The organism is Lysinibacillus sp. FJAT-14745 (assembly GCF_001275675.1).
Taxonomy (GTDB): domain Bacteria; phylum Bacillota; class Bacilli; order Bacillales_A; family Planococcaceae; genus Lysinibacillus.
In genome coordinates this window covers 17,082-34,346 of the sequence record NZ_LITM01000014.1, presented here as the reverse complement: position 1 = coordinate 34,346, position 17,265 = coordinate 17,082, and the positions used below count along the sequence as shown (strand labels likewise).

At 35.1% G+C, this 17,265-nt stretch carries 19 protein-coding genes and 1 riboswitch; of the genes, 18 read left to right on the top strand and 1 reads right to left on the bottom strand.

The annotated features are described in order from the left end of the window. The first annotated feature begins 5 nt into the window (after positions 1-5). The 10 genes from comGC to AMS59_RS25490 all read left to right on the top strand — a co-directional run bounded on the left by comGC (position 6) and on the right by AMS59_RS25490 (position 7,148). Positions 6-344 (top strand): competence type IV pilus major pilin ComGC, encoded by a 339-nt coding sequence (gene comGC / locus AMS59_RS19815; RefSeq protein WP_053485444.1) that lies wholly within the window; start codon positions 6-8, stop codon positions 342-344. After that, positions 344-784: a competence type IV pilus minor pilin ComGD gene (gene comGD, locus AMS59_RS19810; protein WP_053485443.1), complete on the top strand. Its 441-nt coding sequence runs from the start codon at positions 344-346 to the stop codon at positions 782-784. Before comGC ends, comGD begins: the two co-directional genes overlap by 1 nt. Beyond that, positions 777-1,094, top strand: a complete 318-nt coding sequence (locus tag AMS59_RS19805; RefSeq protein ID WP_053485442.1) for a hypothetical protein — start codon at positions 777-779, stop codon at positions 1,092-1,094. Before comGD ends, AMS59_RS19805 begins: the two co-directional genes overlap by 8 nt. Next, positions 1,087-1,515 (top strand): competence type IV pilus minor pilin ComGF, encoded by a 429-nt coding sequence (comGF, locus tag AMS59_RS19800; protein ID WP_053485441.1) that lies wholly within the window; start codon positions 1,087-1,089, stop codon positions 1,513-1,515. Before AMS59_RS19805 ends, comGF begins: the two co-directional genes overlap by 8 nt. Then, positions 1,493-1,693, top strand: coding sequence for a hypothetical protein (locus AMS59_RS19795; RefSeq protein ID WP_053485440.1), 201 nt, complete (start codon positions 1,493-1,495; stop codon positions 1,691-1,693). The genes comGF and AMS59_RS19795 overlap by 23 nt, the downstream gene beginning before the upstream one ends. A gap of 19 nt (positions 1,694-1,712) precedes the next feature. After that, on the top strand, positions 1,713-2,228 hold the full coding sequence (locus AMS59_RS19790) for a shikimate kinase (RefSeq protein WP_053485439.1): 516 nt from the start codon (positions 1,713-1,715) through the stop codon (positions 2,226-2,228). A 147-nt stretch (positions 2,229-2,375) separates the two neighbouring features. Continuing rightward, positions 2,376-2,468, top strand: a riboswitch (glycine riboswitch). A gap of 269 nt (positions 2,469-2,737) precedes the next feature. Then, positions 2,738-3,841, top strand: coding sequence for a glycine cleavage system aminomethyltransferase GcvT (gene gcvT, locus AMS59_RS19785; protein WP_053485438.1), 1,104 nt, complete (start codon positions 2,738-2,740; stop codon positions 3,839-3,841). Positions 3,842-3,866: 25 nt separating this feature from the next. Beyond that, positions 3,867-5,213, top strand: coding sequence for an aminomethyl-transferring glycine dehydrogenase subunit GcvPA (gene gcvPA / locus AMS59_RS19780; RefSeq protein ID WP_053485437.1), 1,347 nt, complete (start codon positions 3,867-3,869; stop codon positions 5,211-5,213). After that, a complete protein-coding gene (gene gcvPB / locus AMS59_RS19775; protein ID WP_053485436.1) occupies positions 5,206-6,669 on the top strand; it encodes an aminomethyl-transferring glycine dehydrogenase subunit GcvPB in 1,464 nt (487 codons plus the stop codon). The genes gcvPA and gcvPB overlap by 8 nt, the downstream gene beginning before the upstream one ends. Positions 6,670-7,007: 338 nt before the next feature. Continuing rightward, entirely contained in the window at positions 7,008-7,148 is a 141-nt protein-coding gene (locus tag AMS59_RS25490) for a hypothetical protein (protein WP_234007859.1), read from the top strand. Positions 7,149-7,505: 357 nt separating this feature from the next. Here the strand turns inward: AMS59_RS25490 and AMS59_RS27050 are convergent, their stop codons facing one another. Beyond that, positions 7,506-7,676, bottom strand: coding sequence for a hypothetical protein (locus AMS59_RS27050; RefSeq protein ID WP_369814342.1), 171 nt, complete (start codon positions 7,674-7,676; stop codon positions 7,506-7,508). A 192-nt stretch (positions 7,677-7,868) separates the two neighbouring features. On the opposite strand from AMS59_RS27050, the gene AMS59_RS19770 reads away from it, so the two are divergent. From AMS59_RS19770 to AMS59_RS19740, 8 genes are all read left to right on the top strand, one after another. Then, complete coding sequence (locus AMS59_RS19770) at positions 7,869-8,528, top strand: TetR/AcrR family transcriptional regulator (protein WP_053485435.1); 660 nt, start codon at positions 7,869-7,871, stop codon at positions 8,526-8,528. Further along, a complete protein-coding gene (locus AMS59_RS19765; protein ID WP_053485434.1) occupies positions 8,521-9,258 on the top strand; it encodes an ABC transporter ATP-binding protein in 738 nt (245 codons plus the stop codon). Before AMS59_RS19770 ends, AMS59_RS19765 begins: the two co-directional genes overlap by 8 nt. Beyond that, complete coding sequence (locus AMS59_RS19760) at positions 9,251-9,949, top strand: ABC transporter permease (RefSeq protein WP_053485433.1); 699 nt, start codon at positions 9,251-9,253, stop codon at positions 9,947-9,949. The genes AMS59_RS19765 and AMS59_RS19760 overlap by 8 nt, the downstream gene beginning before the upstream one ends. A 107-nt stretch (positions 9,950-10,056) precedes the next feature. Then, positions 10,057-10,836 carry a DUF4097 family beta strand repeat-containing protein gene (locus AMS59_RS19755; protein ID WP_053485432.1) on the top strand — a complete coding sequence of 260 codons (780 nt, stop codon included), beginning with the start codon at positions 10,057-10,059 and terminating at the stop codon, positions 10,834-10,836. Positions 10,837-11,214: 378 nt separating this feature from the next. After that, complete coding sequence (locus tag AMS59_RS25485; RefSeq protein ID WP_156304722.1) at positions 11,215-11,388, top strand: hypothetical protein; 174 nt, start codon at positions 11,215-11,217, stop codon at positions 11,386-11,388. Positions 11,389-11,410: 22 nt separating this feature from the next. After that, a complete protein-coding gene (locus tag AMS59_RS19750) occupies positions 11,411-12,691 on the top strand; it encodes an MFS transporter (RefSeq protein ID WP_234007858.1) in 1,281 nt (426 codons plus the stop codon). A 46-nt stretch (positions 12,692-12,737) separates the two neighbouring features. Next, positions 12,738-13,478: a thioesterase II family protein gene (locus AMS59_RS19745; protein ID WP_053485430.1), complete on the top strand. Its 741-nt coding sequence runs from the start codon at positions 12,738-12,740 to the stop codon at positions 13,476-13,478. Beyond that, positions 13,475-17,265: non-ribosomal peptide synthetase (locus AMS59_RS19740; protein WP_199777801.1), on the top strand; the 3,791-nt coding region annotated here is incomplete at its 3' end. The genes AMS59_RS19745 and AMS59_RS19740, both read left to right, overlap by 4 nt.

Below are 17,265 nucleotides of genomic sequence, written 5' to 3'. Positions count from 1 at the left end.
TAATAATGAAACGTCTAAAGCAGCAAGCCGGTTTTACATTGATTGAAATGCTAATTGTCCTTTTGATTATTTCGGTATTAATTTTAATTACAATCCCAAATGTTACGAAACATTTTGCTACCGTCGATGAGAAAGGCTGTAAAGCATATATTAGTATGGTGCAGGGGCAGGTAGAGGCGTATCGAGTAGATTTTATGGCTTATCCAACAATTGAAGATTTGGTAGCAAAAGGCTATTTGAAGAAGAATGAAACGACCTGTCCTAATAAAGAAGAGATTATGATAACGAATGACGGTGAGGTGCGATTGGCAAAGACCTCTTCCGATACTGGTTCGGGTAGCTGATGGGTGTTATAAAAAGTGAGCGGGGCTATACGTTTGTTGAAATGCTAATGGTATTGTTTATCGTTATGTGTTTATCAGCGATTGTCGTAAAGTATTCATTAAAAGCAGAGGAAACGAGGGAGCTTGAGCGATTTTTTACACAAATTCAATTAGATGTCCAATATATCCAAACTTATAGTATGCACCAAAGGGAATATATCTCGATGAAGTTTGAAAGCTCATCAAAGAGATACATCATTAAAAAGGATATTTTTACAGAATTATATGAACGACCTTTTCCGAAAGGGGTTGAGTTCATGCCTGCTTCGAGTTCGATTTACACGATTATATACAACTACAATGGAAACGTCATGACACCTGGGACTGTTTCTTTTAAGACGCCTCAAGGCATTAAAAAGGTTGTGATTACGTTAGGACGAGGGAGGTCGAGAGTTGAATGAATCTGGTTATTCATTTGTAGAAACGATTTTATCAGTAGTCATTGTCATGTTATTATGCACGACATTAATCCCAATTAGCTACACGATGAAAACGACTCTTTATAACAAGAAGTTAGAAGTTATCGCAGCGGAAACGGCCTATGAAGGCTTAAAGCATTTTCGTTATTTACAGCAAACGGAAGGCACTAAAACAATTGAACATGTAGATTTTCAGTGGTCTATAATTGGACAAGGGATATGTGTAAGCTTTCAAAATACGCAAGAATTACGTAAAAAATGTATACAACTGACAGGTGAAGTCGATGAATGAACGAGGCTATACATTATTAGAAGCGTTGTTCCAATTAGTTGTTTTTGTGCTTATTGCGCATCTTGTAGTGTTCATTATGCTGTGGTTTGCAGAAATGAAAACAACGGTACTATCTAATGAACAATCAAAGTGGGAACTTTTTGTTTATGATTTGAATATGTATTTAGATGATATTTCATCATTTACGATTCGACAAGATCAAAAGAGAATTACCTTCCAAGCAGCAGATACCATTCATCATATTGATTGTTATGGCAATATTATTCGTGATCAAGTAAATGGTGGTCATGTACCAATGCTAATTGGTATTAATAAATGCCAGTTCCAATATGAAAAAGATATGTTAACAGTTGCTGTTGAACTTCTTCCAAGTGGTATCAAAAAGGAGAGAACTTTCTATGTTCCAGTTATTGAAAAATGACAAAGGGGCTATTTTTTTAATCGCAATTGCATTATTATTTTTTGTAACTACTTTTGTTCTTACTTATTGTACGTCTTATGAGATTCAGTTTCGGACATATGATAGTCTAGAAAAGCTGAATGTTCGAGCTACGATAAATTTATTAGGACAAATTTTGTCAAACAGTGTAGAATCGTAGTTATAAGAAGGTGATTCGAATGCGAAAAATATATTTAGTGGGCTTTATGGGCTGCGGGAAAAGTGCTTTAGGAAGACGTTTAAGCTATTTGTTAAAGATGCCATATTATGATATGGATCATGAGATTGTCAGACAGCAGGGTATGACAATTCCACAGATATTTGAAAAATACGGAGAAGCACGTTTTCGAGAAATAGAAACAGAATTTTTGAAAAATTTCCGTGATGAAGCTTGTATTATCTCAACTGGTGGTGGAGTGGCAGTCAATGCTGAAAATAGAAAAATAATGAGACGCAGTGGGCTCGTGTTTTTTTTAGATGCGACATTCGAAGATATATATATACGAATACAGCATGATCCGAACAGACCGATTGTACAGAGTTCAACGAAAGAGGAACTAGAGAAGCTGTATCATTACAGAAGAAAGTTCTATCGTGAGGCAGGACATATACAAGTGTTAACAGAGGGGCGGACGATCCGCCAAATTCTTGAGTATTTAGTATTCCAAGTTAAAAGACTGAAAGGCGAACTATAGTGAATTAAAACAACTATAACGTTCGTGTTTTAATATAAAATAAAAAATGTTTGCCTTTTCAATGTAATTAATGTTAGGATATAGACAAATAAGTAACTTAATGTTCATTGAATACTAAATAGTACCAAGATGAATAATCTTGGGCGGATGATTGTACGGGGAGAGCACGTATAGACGTCACCGAAGGAGCAAATAGCAAAATGTTATGAATCTCTCAGGTAAAAGGACTCGTACAAGACGCAACTCTGGAGAGAGCTGTAGTACAACAGCCACCAAAGGGGAAAGCCGGCTGATTGGCATTGTAGGTATGCGAGCCAGTCTGGTGTAACTTTCAGGTTTAAGGACAGAGAATCCCGAAAAGGGGTTCGTCTGTCTTTTTTTATGTCTCAATGTTTTTCCTGTTAGTTCCTTATTTGGATGAATAAACAGGGGAAGCATGATTGTACTAATAAAAAGCAGACGAACTACTACCAGTAAAAAATGTAACTAACAATAAGGGGGCAAAAATAATGACGAATGAATTAAAGCGTACACCTCTATTTGAAGAATATGCAAAGGTTGGTGGTAAAACAATCGACTTCGGTGGATGGGAATTACCAGTGCAATTCTCTTCTATTAAAGAAGAGCATGATGCAGTACGTAATCGTGCTGGCTTATTTGATGTATCACATATGGGTGAAATTTTAGTAACTGGACCTGATTCACTAGATTTTTTACAAAATCTTTTGACAAATGATATTTCGAAAATTGCAGTAGGTCAAGCGCAATATAATGCAATGTGCTATGAAGACGGTGGCGTTGTCGACGATTTATTAACGTATAAATTAGCAGACAATCATTATTTATTGTGCGTCAATGCGGCAAATATTGAAAAAGATTATGATTGGATGATGGAAAATCAACATCAATATGATGTGACGATCGACAATCAGTCAGATGCTTATGCACAAATTGCCCTTCAAGGTCCATTAGCAGAAGAGGTCCTTCAAACATTAACAGATACGGATTTAAAAACGATTAAATACTTCCGTTTCCAAGCAGATGTTGAAGTTGCTGGTCATAAAGCATTAGTATCTCGTAGCGGTTATACAGGAGAAGATGGCTTTGAGTTATACGGCTCTCCAGAAGATATTAAAGCTTTATGGAGTAAAATCTTAGAGGCTGGAAAAGACAAAGGTGTTGTTCCAGCAGGTTTAGGCTGCCGTGATACACTTCGCTTTGAAGCCGGTCTTCCATTATACGGGCAAGAGCTATCAGCGACAATTTCACCTCTTGAGGCTGGTATTGGTTTTGCTGTGAAATTAAATAAAGAGGATTTTAATGGTCATGATGCATTGGCGGCACAAAAAGAAAATGGACTGTCACGTAAAATTGTAGGCATTGAAATGATCGATAAAGGAATTCCTCGTCATGGCTACAAAGTGTTTAAAGATGGTAAGGAAATCGGTGAAGTGACAACAGGTACACAGCTTCCTTCCTCTAAACGTAATGTTGGTCACGCTTTAATTGACAGTCAATTCACAACTATCGGAACTGAATTGGAAATCGAAATTCGTGGTAAGCATTTAAAGGTAGTAACAGTTGAAACACCGTTTTACAAGCGTTCAAAATAATAGTTGAAAAGAGGGACCTACATTTATGAAACATCGTTATTTACCTATGACGGAGCAAGATAAACAAGAAATGTTAGACGTAATTGGTGTATCCTCAGTTGATGAGTTATTTGAGGATATTCCAGAAAAAGTACGTTTTAAAGGCCTGTATGATATTAAAGAAGCAAAATCTGAATCAGCTTTATTAAAAGAATTAACGGCACTTGCTGGGAAAAACAAAGATACAAATGCTAACGTATCGTTTTTAGGTGCAGGCGTATATAACCACTATAAACCAATTATCGTGGACCATGTTATTTCTCGTTCAGAGTTTTACACAGCGTATACTCCATATCAACCAGAAATTTCACAAGGGGAATTACAAGCAATTTTTGAATTCCAAACGATGATTGCAGAGCTAACAGGTATGGATCTTGCAAACTCTTCTATGTATGATGGAGGAACAGCATTAGCGGAAGCAGGTATGCTTGCAGCTGGACATACACGCCGTAAGAAAATTTTAGTATCTGAAACAGTTCATCCTGAGTATCGCGATGTCGTTGCTACATATGCATACGGTCAATCCATTGAAATTGTTACTGTTCCACATAAAGATGGTGTGACAGATGTAGAAGCTTTAAAAGAACTAATTGATGACAATACGGCAGCTGTTATAACACAGTATCCTAACTTCTTTGGTCAAATAGAGGACTTACAAGTAATTGGCGATATTGCACATGAAGCAAAAAGTTTATTTGTCGTATCTTCAAACCCACTTTCACTAGGGGTTTTAACACCACCTGGTAAGCTAGGTGCTGATATTTGTGTTGGGGACGCACAGGTCTTCGGTATTTCTGAAGCATTCGGTGGTCCGCACTGTGGTTTCTTTGCAGTAACAACGAAGCTCATGCGTAAAGTTCCTGGTCGTCTTGTTGGTGAAACAGTAGACGGTGAAGGTCGTCGTGGTTATGTTTTAACATTACAAGCGCGTGAACAACATATCCGTCGTGATAAAGCAACATCTAATATTTGTTCGAACCAAGCGCTTCTTGCACTTGCTGCTTCTGTAGCAATGACTGCTCTAGGTAAGCAAGGCGTTCGTGAAATGGCTATCCAAAATATCGCGAAAACTCGCTATGCTAAAAATGCCTTTGAAGCGGCAGGCTTCACAGTAGCATTCCAAGGTGCACACTTTAACGAAATCGTTGTGAAGACAACTAAATGTGTGAAAGAAATTAATAAAGGCTTAATTGAAAAAGGTATCATCGGTGGTTATCCTTTAGGTCAAACATATGACTCTCTTAAAAATCACGTGCTAATCGCAGTAACAGAATTACGCACGAAGGAAGAAATTGATGCACTTGTTGCAGAAATGGGGGCTCTTAATGCATAACGAAAATCAATCACTCATTTTTGAAATTTCCAAAGAAGGTCGCGTTGGCTACAGCTTAGAAGCGCTTGATGTACCAGAGGTTGATCTTGCAGATTTACTGCCTGCAAACTTAGTACGTGCGGAAACAGCGGAATTACCAGAAGTATCTGAGCTTGATATTATGCGTCACTATACAGCACTTTCTCGTCGAAACCACGGTGTAGACTCTGGCTTCTACCCGCTTGGCTCTTGTACGATGAAATATAATCCTAAAATTAACGAGGCTGTTGCACGAATTTCTGGTTTTGCAAATGTTCACCCATTACAGGATGAATCAACAGTTCAAGGTGCAATGGAGCTTCTTTACGATCTACAAACTTCATTAGTTGAAATTACAGGTATGGATGAAGTGACATTACAACCAGCGGCTGGTGCACATGGTGAATGGACAGCATTAATGATGATCCGCGCCTTCCATGAAGCAAACGGTGAAGGCCATCGTAATAAAGTTATCGTTCCTGACTCTGCTCACGGTACAAACCCAGCATCGGCAACTGTTGCAGGCTTTGAAACTATCACTGTTAAATCAGATGAAAATGGCTTAGTAGATATTGAAGATTTACGCAAAGTAGTTGGTTCTGATACAGCTGCATTAATGTTAACAAATCCAAATACACTTGGTCTATTTGAAGAAAACATTATCGAAATGGCAGAGCTTATTCACTCTGTTGGCGGTAAAGTATACTATGACGGTGCAAACTTAAACGCAGTTATGAGTAAAGCACGTCCTGGTGATATGGGCTTTGACTGTGTACACTTAAACTTACACAAAACATTTACAGGTCCTCACGGAGGCGGTGGCCCAGGTTCAGGTCCAGTAGGTGTAAAAGCAGATTTAATTCCATTCCTTCCAAAACCAGTTTTAGTAAGAACAGAGGAAGGAACATATCACTTCGATTACGACCGTCCACAATCAATCGGACGTGTTAAACCTTACTACGGTAACTTTGGTATCAATGTACGTGCATACACGTATATCCGTACAATGGGTCCAGATGGCTTAAAAGCTGTAACAGAATATGCTGTACTAAACGCAAACTATATGATGCGTCGTTTAGAGCCATTCTACGATCTACCATATAACCGTCATTGTAAGCATGAATTTGTATTATCAGGTCGTCGTCAAAAGAAACTTGGCGTTCGTACGTTAGATATCGCAAAACGTCTGTTAGACTTTGGCTACCATCCACCAACAACTTACTTCCCATTAAATGTGGAAGAGGCATTAATGATCGAGCCAACAGAAACAGAATCCAAAGAAACATTAGATGCATTCTGCGATAAAATGATCCAAATTGCCAAAGAAGCAGAAGAAAATCCATCAATCGTACAAGAAGCACCACATACAACAGTCGTAACTCGCCTAGACGAAACACGCGCTGCTCGTACACCTGTGCTTCGCTATCAAAAAGCTTAATTAATTGTATAAGGCGTCCAATGAGTATTTTTCATACTCGTTGGACGCTTTTTTTATTATCTTAAAAAAAGAAGAGTAGAATCAGTAAATCGACGAATAGGAGAGGTAAACAGTGATAAAACGTCCAAAATGGAGGGGCAGTCAGCGGAACGATTGAGATACTTCACATTGTGGCTCACTCCAACTATGAATATATCATTATGCAATATTATGAGGGAACGTTATTAGAGCAATACTTAAAGATCTTCCTATTAATAATAGAAACCATTTGTATGCTAGTATAATTCTCCCTGTGATTAATGCTTTATATTATTTACACGAAAGAGGCATACTCCATCGTGATATCAAATCAGGAAATTATGATTGATTCAGAAAGTAATACGATTTTACCAGATTTTGGTTCAATGATTCATTATAAGACTGTTATAAATTATCGAATTTTTACAAGTCTGGGCTATTTTCCAGTAGAGCATATTTGAATATATCAGAACAAGGTGTATATACAGATATCTATAGTTATCTGCTACATTTCACCATTTATTAACAAATATTACTTCGCTAGATAGATCAAATCGGCTTATCGACTATAACATTGAATATGTAATTTATATAACAAAAAAGTAAGTATCGTGTTGTCCAAAACTATTATGTGGGAACTAATAGTACAAGTAAACAGGCGATACTCTTCTCTTAAATTAGTAATAGGTGCTTATTGAACAGTTTAATGACAATGAGAAATCATACTTTAAGCAATTTTAATATCTATTTATCTTTTAAGAAAATCATAAATTCCACTGAATATATTTTTTACACAAATGTATCGGTATGTGAAGAATCTAAATAAAAAAATCAGTGCTTCTGATTGTGTGAACGTCATGAACTCTATCCAGTAATGCCTGATTCGCCTCTTGAAGTTGATGAAGTGCTTGCGTGTCAAAGCGCTTGAAGAATCTTGATAACGACGGTTGAGAAGCACGTGTAGGTGTATCGAGCACTTGTGTGAAAATCGGATCATGTGTTAAGCGGTTTGCCGATTCATCCTCATGATAACTTGCAATCAGCTAATAAATTTGTTAACGGGAAGTAACTGTTCCCCTTTTTATAAAAATTTGGGCTATTACCTTATATTGACAAGGAAAAATTTGTTGTGTATTATGTGTTATAGATACCAACGGTTGGTATTAAAGAGGGGGAAGAAAATGGCAAGAAATAAACATCCAGAACAAACTTTAGAACAAATACTATCTGTGTCAACAATACTTTTTAAAGAAAAAGGTTATGAAAAGACGAGTATACAAGATATTATTGACGAGTTAGGTATGTCGAAGGGAGCGATTTATCATCACTTCAGATCAAAAGAAGAAATATTACTTGCAGTGATGGAGCAACAATTTAGTTATGCTGCACAAATGTTAGACGATTTGATTAATAATACTCAAGCAGCCAATTCAAGAGAAAAACTTGCGAAGATTTTAGAACACATTGTAGCAGATCCTAAAGCACATTCCATAGACAGTTTCTTGAGCGAGCAGATTAAAAATCCTCAATTTGTCTTAACGGGAATTAAAAATGGTGTTAATAAGGATGCACCTAATATTGCGAAAATCATGTTAGAGGGAAAAGAGGATGGGTCAATCAATACGGAATATCCAACTGAATGTGCAGAGATTTTTATGCTGTTAGTAAATATTTGGATTAACCCTATTCTATTTGAACGAAAACATGATGATACAGTTAATCGTTTAAGATTTTTACAACAGATGATGAAGGGATTGGGAGCGGATATTGTCAGTGATCAACTGATCAAAAAAATATCTGATCATTATTCTGATATTGGAGGATACATTCAAAATGAATAACAATGATATTGTAGTAAAAACAGAAAATCTGGTAAAAGTTCTTTCTAATGTAGAAGTAATAAAAGGATGCAATATGACTGTTCGACAAGGATCTATTTATGGTTTTTTGGGAGCGAATGGGGCGGGTAAAACAACCATTTTTAAAATTTTAACGGGTTTACTTACACCGTCAGCAGGAAAAGTAGAAGTGCTTGGTATGGATGTTACTGTCAATAGGGATAAGATTTTAAGAAACATCGGTAGTATTATCGAAGTGCCTATTTTTTATGAACATCTTTCAGCAGAAGAAAATTTAAGTCTGCATCTTGCTTATTTGAACAGAGAAGAGGTTGATATTTCTAAAGCTTTAGAAAAGGTAGGGCTTGCTAACACAGGTTCACAGCCAGTCTCAAAGTTTTCATTAGGCATGCGACAACGATTAGGAATTGCAAGGGCATTAGTCCATCAACCCAAATTGTTGATATTAGATGAACCGATAAACGGACTAGATCCTTCTGGGATTCGCGATATGAGAAAATTGTTTTTGGATCTTGTAGAGAATTATGGAATGACTATTCTGATTTCCAGTCATATTCTCAGTGAAATTGAGCAAATTGCTGATACAGTGAGCATCATTGTTGACGGAGTTGTTAAAGGAGAAGCAACGTTGTCCGATATCAAAAAGCAGTATCCTAGTGGAATAGAGGAATTCTACTTTGAAATGACGAATAGGGGTGTCAAAATTGTATAAATTAATGAAACTGGAGCTAAGACGAAATAATCTTAATACTTACATGAAGATCAGTATGATTGGATGTCTGTTTCTTATTGGATTTATTTATTTTGTAGCTGTTGTAGCACAAGTAGAAAATGAGCCGGATTTTCAAAATTATTCGAATATCTTTTTGTTCACTAGCATCATGAGTATGTTTTTTTTTTCCATCCTCTCCGCAACTATGTTCTCACGGTTTGTAATAGAAGAATATAAAGGGAAAAAGATGATACTTTTATTTTCTTATCCAGTCGATCGAAAAAAAATATTACTTTCTAAAATTGCGGTAGTTGTTGTGTTTTCAACTGCTTCAATGATTATCAGTAATATTCCTCCAATCGTTATTTTTAGTATGACTGAAACTTTCTCACCAATTGTTAATGATACGCTATCTCCAGAATTACTGTTTTCAGTCATTAAAACAATCATTATTTTGTCTATAGGTATGAATGGAATTTCTTTAATTGCCATGAGAATAGGTTTTATCAATAAATCAGTTCCTAGTACCATTGTGTCAGCTCTTTTGTTATGTGCTCTCTTTGGAAATGCTGTTATCGGAAGTTTTGAGAAAAGTACTTTAAGCCTGATTTTATTAGCGATTTCTACAGCTGCAGGAATCATTGCCACAATGAATTTGATGGGGAAAATTAATAGAATCGAAGTGGAATGATTTTACAGGAAATGGCGTTATGATTGTTTCGTGATTAGTATTGCGAGATGCAGATTGTTTTTGAATAGCTGAAATATAAAAATAATAAATGAAAAGGAGAAAACGAAATGGTTGGATATAGTGAATTGATTGATAGAAAAAAAGTTTGTTTAGATCATACGATATCAGATATTGCACTAGATTGGATCACAGGTGATATTCATATTTTTGAAAATGAGCATGATGAAATAAAAGTTGTTCAAATCACCGATACAAAGTTTCCAGAACATAAACTTTTTCATCATACAGTAAAAAACGGGAAGCTTTCCATTACAGATGGTAGGAAAAAGAAGATACAAATTGGATTCAATCTTCATAAAACAAATTTGGAAATATACCTACCTAAAAAACAATTTGATTCTATTTCTATTGACTGTACTGGAGTTAATTTGTTTGTTGAACATCTTGATGCAATAAAATGCAAGTGTCATTTAACATCTGGTACTGCTAAACTTTCAGGGAAAATGGAGGAATTTACTTTCCATGCCATCGGATCTAATGTATCGGGAGAATTTTTGGAAATTCAGAAATTACACTTACAGACGACATCAACAAAAATAGATTTTTCGGGAGAATTTTCAGAAATAAATGTCAACTCAACTGGTAGAACTACTAAAGTGAGTTCCTCAACTATGATACAGAAAATCGAATCGATTTCTACAGGGGCAAATGTAAAAGTAGAGATTCCGGAGAATGACGGATTTTCGTGTCATTTGAAAAAACTTTCAGGAAACTTTAAAAGTGATTTTTCTTTAATGCACTCTGGAGATTCTTATATATACAAAAATGGAAAGAATATATTTAGTGCAGAACTTAGAGGCGGTTCTTTTTCAATATCAAAAATTTAATATACAACTAGTGATAACTGAAGTAGATTACTACTTCAGTAAGTATCAATAGAAGAAAGGGTCTAGTGAGTTTTCACTTGATTTGACATATTATAACAGGCGTGTTGATTAGGAAAAAATGAGTTTATTAATGAGCGATAAAAGGATTTTTCCGTTACCACTTTGCTAATATATTTCCATTTTAACTGATTGTAGCGTAGGGCTACTCGACTCCCGCGGGAAAGCGAGACAGACGAGACCCTGCACGGAGCGAAGCGGCTCGACGCTCGCCCGCAGGAAAGCGAGTAGCCCGTAGCGGAAATCAACCTCTTGGATGTATAAAAATGGTTAATCAACACACCTGATATTATAATTCATCTTTATAAAGGAGAAAAAAACATGGAAATCCCATTTTTAGTAGGAACAATAGTAGCTGTTTTGTTGTTATTTGCAGGGATCTTTGGATTAATAGTTGGTAAGAAGAACGGGAAACTCAACAAGTGGGCCTGGTGGTTGATAATAATTGCATGCTGTGCGTTTATTAGTGGAATTATTAATTATGTAAACAAATAATTATTGGGAGGCATTCTTGGAATTGGCTAATTTAAATAGGAATTTTGGAGTATTGGTTATTTGTCAGGTTATCACTTTATTTGGAAGCTCCATTTTAAGATTTGCATTATCATTGTATATCCTTGATCTAACTGGATCAGCAAAAATATTTGGCTTAATATTAGCCATTTCAACAATTCCGACTATATTTTTAGCACCTATTGGTGGTGCTATCGCCGATCGCACCAATCGAAGAAATTTGTTGGTGATACTTGATGTTATTAGTAGTTTCATAGTTGGTGGATTGGCAATATTTTTATTTACTAGTGAATCATCCATTATTGTGATGATTGGGATTGTTATGACTTTGCTGATGATAGTTAGTGCTTTTTATCAACCTACTGTACAGGCAAGTATTCCTGTATTAGTGAAACAAGATAAACTACTAGAGGCAAATGGTATTGTGTCAGGAGTTTCTTCTATAACTAATTTTGCAGGTCCAGTTTTGGGAGGTCTTTTATATAGTATCGCAGGCATTGAAATGATCGTCATTATAACTTGTATCAGCTTTTTTCTCTCAGCTGTAATAGAGCTGTTTATAAAAATCCCATTTGAAAAGAGAGAGCAACCTTATGGGGCAGTGAAGACAACCCTTCTGGATATTAAGGATGGCGTGTCATACATTGTAAAGGAAAATCCATTTATTTCTAAAGTAATATTAATAGCAGCATCATTAAATTTATTTATTACACCTCTATTTTTAGTAGGAATTCCGTATATTATCAAGATCACTTTAGGCATGAGCGATAGTTTATTTGGACTAACGCAAGGTGGTATTTCTTTGAGTATGATATTTGCGGCTGTTGCAATTGGTTTTATTTCAAAGAAACTTAAAGTAAATAATCTGTATCTCTGGTTTGTTGCAAGTGGAATTCTATTTATTCCAATGGCAATCACCGTTTATCCTGAATTTGTAAATAGTAGTGGGGAAATAACTCTACAATTTCTTGTTTTCTCGTTCAGTTCAATGCTAATTATGTTCGCTATAACCATTATTAACATATTTATCATTACATTACTGCAACAACAAACTCCGAATTTATTGCTAGGGAAAGTAATGGCAATTTTAACAGCGGTATCGACTTGTTCAGTACCTGTTGGTCAAGTATTATTTGGTACATTAATTGATAAATTTGAAGACAATGTATACACATTAGTATTTGCAGTAGCAGTCATAACAGTCTTACTGGCATTAGTGACAAAAAAATTGTTTAGCACAGTTGAGCAAGTGGATATTAATCAGAAAGTATCAGTGAGTGAATAAAAGTAGTAAATAATATACAAAGCAAAAGATAGAGTAGAATCGAGGAATGAATGTGAAAGATATTAAATTATTTTGCTTACCGTATGCTGGTGGATCTGGTGTAATGTATAACTCACTTGAAAAATACATCAATGAAGTAATTGAAATTATTCCACTTGAGTATTCGGGACATGGAGAAAGAATTTCAGAAGAATTTTACTGTAATTTCAAAGAAATGGTTAGTGATGTAGCAAAAACTATTATAGAAAATTTAACTGATGCACCATTTGCCCTTCTTGGGTATAGTATGGGAAGTTTAGTAGCATTTGAAGTATACTATGAAATTTATAGGCGTACTGGAAGAAAACCCGTTCATATTTTCTTTGCAGCACATGTAGCACCTGAGGTACGAGAGATACAAGAAATGTCTTACTACAAAGCTGCTCAAAAATTAACTAAAAATTTGACTAAAATGGGTGGGGAATTTCATGAAGTGATTCATCATGAAGAATTAATAGATTTAATGGTTCCAATATTTTACTCAGATTTGAAATTGTATACACAATATAACTATATGATGAAAACAGAACCCATATTATCCAATATAACGATCGTCTATTCAGATGAGGAAAATAAGAATGAAAAAATCTATGAATGGTCTAAGCATACAACAAAGTTTTGTAGATACTATAAAATGGAAGGGAATCATTTTTTCATTAATTTCTACACTGAAGAATTTGTAAAAATTATTAATAAAACATTATTAGCAGAAATGTCACTAAACTCATTGGAGGCGAGTTTGATATGAATATTACTACTATAAACAATGAAAATTGCAACAGTTCTACTCAACGTAACATTTTTGGTTTAAGAAAAAAATCTGCGGATGGGAAAAGGCAAGTAATAGAGTACGTTATTAATGAGGGTTATTGTAATCAAATAAATCAAGCTTACATCTATCATAAGATGGACGTAGTACAGTTATTTACTTCCGCATGGATATTGTATAAAAATCTCGTTACAGGAAATAACCCTGAATCGATTGCTTTAGTTAACAATAAGAATTCCGTTATTCTTGCTTCTTTGATAGTAAATCATGAGCAAACCATGGAAAAGTATTTAGATATGGCAAGTGAATATCTATCAAAGGTCAATGAACAAACTGAAAGTGGAAATTCGCATTCAACAAATTCTCCAGATATCCTTTTATATTCGTTGTATTCGGAATGTTGTGTATATGATAGAGAGGGATATGATTTAACTATTGGTATATCTCAAAATAATGGAAAAATTAAAATTATCTATGAATTTAATTCAGAATCCATCAGTAAACAAATGTTAGATTTGACACATAAACGAATAATGAAAATATGTGAACAAATGAGTAAAAAGAAACAAAACTATCTAAATGAGATAACATTTTTAGATGATTTTGAATTAAACCTGGTACTTCATGAATTTAATAATAGTGACGATCTATATCCAAATACAAAAACTATAATTGAATTATTTGAAGAACAAGTCGTAAAAACACCAAATAATATTGCATTAGAATATGAAGGACAAACGCTTACTTACAAACAATTAAATATTAGGGTAAATTATTTGGGAGAATTATTAAGAGAACAGGGAGTAAAATCTGATAGTATTGTTGGAATTATTACAAAGAGGTCTATTGAAATGGTGATTGGGATCTATGGGGTTTTAAAAGCAGGAGGAGCTTATTTACCTATAGATCCAAGTCTCCCAATAGATCGAATAAGATTTATGTTAAATGACAGTGGAACAAATGTACTTCTTGAAGGGACTGAAAGTAGGCATATAACCAAGGATTTACAAAATATTAATGTGGTTGATTTATGTGAATGTAAGGGAGAAAAAGAGCAAAATTTAAAACTGATTTCCAAACCAAATAACTTGGCATACGTTATCTATACTTCTGGAACAACAGGCACTCCTAAAGGGGTTATGGTTGAAAATGGTAATGTTGTAAATTTGGTAACTTGGATGTTGAAAAATGAATATCATGAGTCCGAAGTTATTCTCCAAAAAACTACATTTACCTTTGATTTGTCTATTTGGGAATTTTTCGTTGGTTATTTAGCAGGAGCAAAATTGGTGCTTCTACCTGTGGAAGATGAAATGGATCCAAGTAAAATTGCAGAACAAATAAAAAAGCATCATGTTACTAGGACATCATTTGTACCGTCAGTATTAGAAGGCTTTACTTCTTATGTTAATTCTGAAGTAACACAATCTTTACGCAAAATACAATTGTCAGGAGAAGCTTTACCGGTTGAATTGGCTAATCGTTTCAACCAAATTTGCAACGGGAAAGTGGGGCTTATTAATTCCTATGGACCTACAGAGACGACTGTTTTTGCGACATCCCTTGATGTGCCCACAGATTTTAATTTGGACTTTGTTCATATTGGAAGACCAATTTCCAATACCAAGATATACATTTTAAACGGTAATAGACTTTGTGGTATTGGTATGATGGGTGAACTATGTATTGGGGGAGAAGGAGTATCAAGGGGATATTTAAATAGACCTGAATTGACGGCAGAGAAATTTGTAGAAAATCCTTTTTGTGAAGGAGAAAAAATCTATCGAACTGGGGACCTTGCGCGTTGGATGGAAGATGGCAATATCGAGTATCTAGGAAGAATAGACGAGCAAGTAAAAATCAGAGGATATAGAATAGAAATTGACGAAGTTGTAAGTGAAATTAGAAATTTGCAAGAAATTCAAAACGCCGTTGTCATTGCAAGAGAAGAGAATAACGATAAATATTTGTGTGGATATGTGGTTGGAAATGGAAAACTTGATAGCAATATCATCAAAGAACAATTAAGAAAGAAATTACCGGAATATATGATACCAGCATATATTATCCAAATAGAGAGTCTACCTATAACAAGGAACGGGAAGTTGGATAAAAAAGCTTTACCTAAACCTGAAGTAATAAGCATGGTGGAGTATATCGCTCCGAGAAACGACATAGAAATCTGCATTGCAAAAGCATTTCAAGACATTTTAGGAACTGATCGAATAGGGATTGACGATAACTTCTTTGAATTAGGTGGACATTCGTTAAGAGCTACCAAGTTAGTAAATGTTATTGAACAGGAATTAGGGGTGCGAATTCCATTACGTGAAGTATTAACAGGGAATACAGTAAGAAATATTGCTGAAAAAGTAAGAGATGCAACTAATTATACATACTATACCTCCATTGAGTTGCAACCTCAAAAAGACAGCTATGAAATGAGCTCTGCCCAGAAGCGATTATTTATTATTGACCAAATGAAAGAAGGAAACATCTCCTATAATATCCCAACCGTTTTGAAGCTTAAGGGTTCTCTTAATTTAGAACAACTAAATAAAGCTCTTAAACAGTTGTGCGAGCGTCATCAAATATTACGAACACATTTTAATTATGATCAACATAAGTTCCTTCAAATGATAGAAGATTCAGTTGATATAAACTTAGAGTATGTAGAAGAGAACGAGGGAAATATTCAAAAAGTATTAACAGAATTTATCCGTCCTTTCGATTTGAAGAAAGCGCCTTTAATGAGAGTGAAGGCTGTAAAAATTGCGGAAGATGAAACCATACTCATGCTAGACATCCATCACATCATCTACGATGACGGATCCAAAGGAGTATTACTCGGTGATTTATCTAGATTTTACAATGGTGAAGAATTACCAGAACTTAATGCACAATATAAGGATTTCAGTGCGTGGCAGAATGCAAAAGATTTAGGTTCTCAAGGAGAATACTGGTTAAAAGAATTTTCCGATGACATCCCTGTGCTCGACCTGCGGACAGATTACCCTAGACCACAACATCAGAGTTATAAAGGTAACAGTTTTACAACAACATTAAGCAATGAACTAAAGAATGCTGTTAATGGAATGAGTACGAAAACTGGTGCTACACAGTATATGATTCTGTTGTCATCCTTTATGTTACTGCTCAGTCGCTACAGTAGACAGGAAGACGTTGTAATAGGGAGCCCAATTGCGGGAAGAATTCACCCAGATACACAGAATATGTTGGGAATGTTTGCCAATACGTTGGCTATTAAAGGAAAAATAGGGTCTAATTCAACATTTATCGAATTACTTGAACAAATGAAAGAAAAGTGCTTGAAAGCATATGAAAATCAAGAATATCCATTTGAAGAATTGGTAGACAAATTAGAATTAGAAAGAGACCTTTCGAGAAACCCATTATTTGATGTTATGTTTGTTTTCCAAAATAATGAGGAAGCTGAACTGAAATTAGGAGACACGATTCTAAGCCCAGTTAAATTTACAAGCAAATCTTCAACATTTGATTTAACCGTAAGTATGGAAGAAACTGCAGATGGATATGAACTAAATTGGGAGTATTGTACAGACTTATTCAAGCAAGAGACAATAGAACGTATGAGTGAGCACTTTGCTGTAGTGTTGACGGATGCGGTACAGAATCCAGAGAAATTGCTCAGTGAAATGAATATGATAAGCGAACAGGAGAAAGAGAAAGTTCTATATACTTTTAATGCTACAGAAGCAGAGTATCCAAAAGACAAAACGATTAT